8 protein-coding genes and 2 pseudogenes are annotated in these 5,404 nt (G+C 60.6%); 6 read left to right on the top strand and 4 right to left on the bottom strand.

Annotated features, from left to right (window positions below):
* Positions 1 to 213 (top strand): annotated as a pseudogene (locus HX846_RS31960) (DUF726 domain-containing protein); the annotation flags it as partial.
* Between the two features lie 41 nt (positions 214 to 254).
* Positions 255 to 1,574, top strand: coding sequence for an Nramp family divalent metal transporter (locus HX846_RS31955; RefSeq protein ID WP_087694160.1), 1,320 nt, complete (start codon positions 255 to 257; stop codon positions 1,572 to 1,574).
* Positions 1,575 to 1,584: 10 nt separating this feature from the next.
* Here the strand turns inward: HX846_RS31955 and HX846_RS31950 are convergent, their stop codons facing one another.
* From HX846_RS31950 to HX846_RS31940, 3 genes are all read right to left on the bottom strand, one after another.
* Positions 1,585 to 1,962, bottom strand: coding sequence for a type II toxin-antitoxin system VapC family toxin (locus HX846_RS31950; protein ID WP_003208092.1), 378 nt, complete (start codon positions 1,960 to 1,962; stop codon positions 1,585 to 1,587).
* On the bottom strand, positions 1,959 to 2,330 hold the full coding sequence (locus HX846_RS39915) for a type II toxin-antitoxin system Phd/YefM family antitoxin (RefSeq protein ID WP_008437059.1): 372 nt from the start codon (positions 2,328 to 2,330) through the stop codon (positions 1,959 to 1,961). The genes HX846_RS31950 and HX846_RS39915 overlap by 4 nt, the downstream gene beginning before the upstream one ends.
* Before the next feature lie 138 nt (positions 2,331 to 2,468).
* The gene (locus HX846_RS31940; protein WP_023658922.1) at positions 2,469 to 3,401 is read right to left on the bottom strand and encodes a LysR family transcriptional regulator; all 933 of its coding nucleotides are present in this window, start codon (positions 3,399 to 3,401) and stop codon (positions 2,469 to 2,471) included.
* Between the two features lie 118 nt (positions 3,402 to 3,519).
* On the opposite strand from HX846_RS31940, the gene HX846_RS31935 reads away from it, so the two are divergent.
* The 3 genes from HX846_RS31935 to HX846_RS31925 all read left to right on the top strand — a co-directional run bounded on the left by HX846_RS31935 (position 3,520) and on the right by HX846_RS31925 (position 4,737).
* Positions 3,520 to 4,005 carry a DMT family transporter gene (locus HX846_RS31935; RefSeq protein WP_008437061.1) on the top strand — a complete coding sequence of 162 codons (486 nt, stop codon included), beginning with the start codon at positions 3,520 to 3,522 and terminating at the stop codon, positions 4,003 to 4,005.
* Between the two features lie 4 nt (positions 4,006 to 4,009).
* The gene (locus tag HX846_RS31930; protein ID WP_003208100.1) at positions 4,010 to 4,465 is read left to right on the top strand and encodes a DMT family transporter; all 456 of its coding nucleotides are present in this window, start codon (positions 4,010 to 4,012) and stop codon (positions 4,463 to 4,465) included.
* A gap of 101 nt (positions 4,466 to 4,566) precedes the next feature.
* Positions 4,567 to 4,737 (top strand): metallothionein, encoded by a 171-nt coding sequence (locus tag HX846_RS31925; RefSeq protein WP_043224890.1) that lies wholly within the window; start codon positions 4,567 to 4,569, stop codon positions 4,735 to 4,737.
* 117 nt (positions 4,738 to 4,854) lie between these two features.
* Here the strand turns inward: HX846_RS31925 and HX846_RS31920 are convergent, their stop codons facing one another.
* Entirely contained in the window at positions 4,855 to 5,097 is a 243-nt protein-coding gene (locus tag HX846_RS31920) for a DUF6555 family protein (RefSeq protein WP_003208104.1), read from the bottom strand.
* Positions 5,098 to 5,213: 116 nt separating this feature from the next.
* On the opposite strand from HX846_RS31920, the pseudogene HX846_RS31915 reads away from it, so the two are divergent.
* Positions 5,214 to 5,404 (top strand): annotated as a pseudogene (locus tag HX846_RS31915) (AraC family transcriptional regulator); the annotation flags it as partial.

The following is a 5,404-nucleotide window of genomic DNA, read 5'->3' as shown; positions in this document are numbered from 1 at the left end:
GCGCTCGCGGCGGCGATGCTGCTGGTGACCGGCGTGCGGGCGTTTTCCGGCCCCGCGTATTCCATCACCACCCTGGCGGTGCTGGTGATCGGGGTGATTCGCGAGCGCCTGGAGCGTGAAGCACTGAACCAGGAGATGGATCTGGTGGTCCAGGTGGTAGAGGCATTTGATCTGCCCCGGGAGACGGTGATGCGTACCGTTGCGTCTGACTGATAAGCTGCGTTCACGTCTTGTGTGAAAGCCTGGTACCCCGCGTGAAATTCAGCCTGCCCAAAATCGCTACCGCCCCGTTCTGCCCGCCGGAAGTCGCCGGCTCCATCGTCGTTGATCCCCGTGCCTCGTTTTTCAAACGTGCGCTGATGTTTGCCGGCCCTGGCTTGCTGATTTCCATCGGCTATATGGACCCGGGCAACTGGGCCACCGCCATCGAGGCCGGTTCGCGCTACGGCTACAACCTGTTGTTCGTGGTGCTGCTGGCGAGCCTGGCGGGGATGGCGGTGCAGTGCCTGTGCTCACGGCTGGGTATCGCCACCGGCAAGGACCTGGCGCAACTGAGCCGCGAGCGCTACAGCCGGCGCTCGTCGTTCGTGCAGTGGATCCTTGCGGAAATCTCGATCATCGCCACCGACCTCGCCGAAGTCCTCGGCTGCGCCCTGGCGTTTCACCTGTTGCTGGGCGTGTCACTGACCACCGGGATTGTCATCACTGCCTTCGATACCTTGCTGATCCTGGCCCTGCAAAATCGAGGCTTCCGCCGGCTGGAAGCGATCATGCTGGCACTGGTGGCGACTATCGGCGTGTGTTTCTTCATCGAGCTGGTGCTGATCAAGCCTTACTGGCCCGACGTGTTTCGTGGTTTCACCCCGTCGTTGTCCGCCATCAGTGATGCCGCACCGTTGTACCTGGCCATTGGCATACTGGGGGCCACGGTGATGCCCCATAACCTCTACCTGCACAGCTCCATCGTGCAAACCCGGCTGGTCGGCAAGGACCTGGCCAGCCGCCAGGACGCGGTGAAATTGGCGCGTATCGATACCATCGGTTCCCTGTCCCTGGCACTGCTGGTCAACGCGGCAATCCTGATACTGGCCGCCGCTGCGTTCCACCAGACCGGCCACACTGATGTGGTGGAAATCCAGGACGCCTATCACTTGCTCGACCCGCTGGTGGGTGGCGCGTTCGCCAGCGTGCTGTTCGGTGTTGCGCTGTTGGCTTCGGGCCAGAGCTCCACGTTCACCGGCACCATTGCCGGGCAAGTGATCATGGAAGGCTACCTCAACCTGCGCATTCCCTGCTGGCAGCGACGCCTGATCACCCGTGGCCTGGCGCTGATCCCGGCGTTCCTCGGGGTGTGGCTGATGGGGGATGATGCCATCGGCAAGCTGCTGATCCTCAGCCAGGTGGTGTTGAGCCTGCAGTTGCCGTTTGCGTTGTTTCCGCTGATCCGCATGACGGGTGACAAGCGCCTGATGGGGCCGTTCGTCAACAGCTTGCCTACGCGGCTGCTGGCCTGGAGCTTGTTTGTGGTGATCAGCGGGGCGAATGCCTGGCTGATCGGGCAGTGGTTGTTTTGAGCGAAGTGAATTAAGTCAAAACGGCCAATGATGTGTATTTCGCCACCATCGGGTCGGCTGTCACTAACTTCATCGGCTCAATGATAGCCGTTGCAATGATGAGCCGATCAAACGGGTCCCTGTGATGGTGTTCAAGGTCCTTGACCGCGATGGCGTGCTCCGAGGTGATGGGCAGTTCCACGTAGCCGCTTTCCAGGCAGTATTCGCGAATTTCGTCCAGGTTTACGTTGAGCTTCCCGAGCCCGACCTTTATCGCCAGCTCCCAGAATGTGGCGGCACTGACGTAAATTTCAGCCGCGTTCTCGATCAGCTTTCTGGCCTTCGCTGGCAGTTTTGGATCATCGCTCAGGGCCCAAAGCAGGATGTGGGTATCCAGCAGTATTCTCATGGGTGGTTTCCCTCAAACGCATCCAGCATGTCGTCTGGCAATGGCGCATCGAAGTCATCCGGCACCACCAGTTTGCCCTTCATTGCGCCAATTCGCCGGCCTGTCGGTTTCCCGACAGGAACAAGGCGAGCCATCGCGCGCCCATGCTTGGCTATGGTGATGATTTGGCCGGCGGCGGCATCATCGACCAGTTTTGATAAATTATTTTTTGCTTCACCCAACGGTACGGTAATCATTTGGTCTTCTCGAGGTTTTGGCCAAATATAGCCAAAATTCCGTAAGCAGGCAAAGATCAACCGACTGCTGGCGGAGGGTGATTTTTGCGGGGACGATTGCAGGTTTCCGAACGAGTAATGACTGGCATCCATGACGTCTCTCCTGAAGGAATTCCTCGAAGTCTGCCCGAGTGCAAGCGGTTTTTGACCCGTGTTGTGGAAAATCAGATCGGACTTACTTGAAGGGGGATTTTTCCCGACAGTGCGGGCCGAATAGTTTCCCACAGTTGCTCAACGGTCCCAGTAAGGCACTGCCCCAAAACACTCGACGAAGTAATCAATCACGGTCCGCACCTTCAACGACAGCCGCCGGCTACCCGGCCACAGCGCAGCAATCTGTTGCGGCTCCAGGGTCGTCGCCACTTCATAGTCGCTGAGCACCGCCTGCAGCGTGCCGGCGCGCAGGCCTTCACCGATCAACCATGACGGGAACACCACCAGCCCCAGGCCTTGTTCGGCAGCGTGGGTCAGGGTGTCGGCGTGGTTGCCGGTGATCGGGCCCTTGACGCTGTAGGACGTCCAGTCGCCCTGGTCCCGGCGGAAGAACCAGCGCTGCTGGCCGGTGACGCCCTTGTAGGCCAGGCACTGGTGGTTCACCAGTTCGTCCGGATGCCGGGGCGTACCGAAACGCTCCAGATAGCCGGGGCTGGCAGCGAGACGAAAGCGCTGGGGGGCGAAGATTCGCGCCTGCATGCCGGAATCGTTCAGCACACCGATGCGAAACAGCAGGTCTGTGCCGTCTTGCAACGGGTCGACGTAGGTGTCGGTTTGCTGGATATCCAGTTGCAGCTTCGGGTAACGCCGACACAGCTCCCCAAGCCACGGCGAGAGGTGGCGTTGGCCAAACACCATCGGCGCATTGATGCGCACCAGGCCGCTGGGTTCGCTTTCCTGTTCCTGCAACGCCTGGCCGGCGGCTTCCAGTTGCTCCAGCATCAATCGCGCATGCCGGCCCAGCAGGCGACCGGCTTCGGTAGGGCTGACCGCACGGGTATGGCGGTACAGCAACTGTTGGCCCAGGGCCTGCTCCATCAACTGCACCTGCCGGGAAATGGAGGAGGGCGCCAGGCCTTCGCGGCGTGCGACTTCGGAGAAGCTGCCGTAGTCCAATACCGCGACAAACAGGCGAAGCGCCTTGAAGCTCAGTTCGTTCAAACCCTGCATCATCACTCCATGCTGTGCGTATTTCGCAAAGGTGTTATCGGCATGCTCCCATTTATCGCACAGCAGTGCCACCGGATAATACGCGCCATTGTTCCTCTCTCTAACGCGCAGGTGATGTATGCAGGCTTCTTCAGTGGCGGGTGTGGCTCAGGCCAAGCCCAAGACGTTTCTTCGGTTGTTGCTATTGCCGCTGGTGATCTTCGCCGGCATGGGCTTGTCGGTGGAGGCCGGCTTGCTGGGCCCGCTGGGTGTGCAGGTCGGCCACTTGTGGGCGACCTTGAGCATCTTCGGCGTCGGCTCGGCGATCCTGTTCCTGCTGTTGCTGTTCAGCGGCCCGCAAAAGGGTCCGGCGTTGACCGACCTGCCGCGCTGGCAATTGATCGGTGGCTTCCTGGGGCCGATGTACGTGGTGGTGCTGACCCTGGCGACCCCGCATATCGGGATCGCGATGACCATGATTGCGATCTTGTCGGGCCAGGTGGGCAAGAGCGTGCTGATCGACCACTTCGGCTGGTTTGGCACTGCCCGCAAGCGGGTCAACGTGGAGCGCTGGATTGCACTGGCGTTGATTGTGGTGGCACTTGTTCTGATTGCGCGAGGTTAAGGCGATGAACCTGATTCTGTTGTTGGTATTGGTAGTGGCCGCCGGTGCGGTATTGAGTGTGCAGGCCGCCATCAATGGCCGCCTCGGGCAGGCGGTGGGCGTATTGCGCAGCAGCCTGCTGACCTTTGTCGTGGGCGCGATCAGTACCGGGTTGCTGATTCTGTTCTTTGAGCCCGCCCACGCGGTCAGCCTGCTGGACGTGCCGAAGTGGCAACTGACCGGGGCGTTGTTCGGGGTGGTGTACATGATGGTAATGGTCGGCGCGGTCCCGATTGTCGGCACGGCAGTGGCGACGGTGGCGGTGATTGTCGGGCAGTTGGGCATGGGCATGTTGATCGATAACTTCGGCTGGCTCGGCAACCCGGCGATCGAGCTGTCCGGCAGCCGCATCGTGGCGATGCTGTGCCTCGCGCTGGCCCTGGTGTTCATGTACCGCAGCAACGCTCGTCGGGCTGACTGACGGGCCTTTGAACCTTGAATCGTTGCCTATAGTCATTGCTTGAGGTGCCGGCGTTCGCCGCACCTGGACGACCACGAAAAAGGAGTCTGACCATGCAAGACATGCAAGAAAAAAAATGCGCCTGCCAGGACTGCAACTGCCAGTTGGGGGAAACTGCGGTGATGAAGGATGGCAAGGGCTATTGCTGCCAAGGCTGCGCCGAGCATCATGCCCATGGCGAGCCTTGTGCTTCGGCGACCGGGTGCGAATGCACCAAGTCCGCCCACGGCTAACGCAGGCTGCCTTCTGTAGGAGCGAGCTTGCTCGCGAAACACCCGAGAGCGACGCGGGGCACCAGGTGCCCCGCGTCATCGTTAACGACCTTCGCGAGCAAACTCGCTCCTACAGTTTCACGCGCTGGGGCGCGCATCCGAGCGGCGCCATTGCACGTTTTCGATGCCGAATTTCTCGGCCTGGGGCTGGCTCGTCTTCTTCACCTGCTCACGGGCAAAGCGCCCGATGCGGCCTACGCCGGCGTCGCAGCTCGCCCAATGCCAGGCTTCGGCGTTGTCGAGTTTTTCCAGGCGGATGATGAATGACTTGGGCTGGCCATGCAGCGTGTAGTCGATCACGAAAAGTTTTGCGTTAGTCATGGATCCGTAAACCCTCCTTGTGTCTTTAAGTGACCCTGCGCAGGTGGTAAAAATTCACTCGGATCATCCGGTTCACGTCTTATCATGGCGCTCCATACTTGAACGATGTGTCTTCCATGGCCCTTGCCGCGCCTCCCGACCTCAGTGATCACGCCGTCCCCGTGCAACCCTTGGCGCGCACCTATCCGCGCGGATTGTATGTCGAGCCCCATCAACACGATTGGGGCCAGTTGCTGTATGCCATGAGCGGCGTGATGTGGGTCGAGACACCCCAGGAAGCGCTGGTGGTGCCGCCCCAGCGCGCGGT

The organism is Pseudomonas sp. K5002, assembly GCF_013386655.1.
GTDB lineage: Bacteria > Pseudomonadota > Gammaproteobacteria > Pseudomonadales > Pseudomonadaceae > Aquipseudomonas.
The sequence above is the reverse complement of the archived record's forward strand: the minus strand, read 5'-3'. Positions and strand labels throughout refer to the sequence as shown.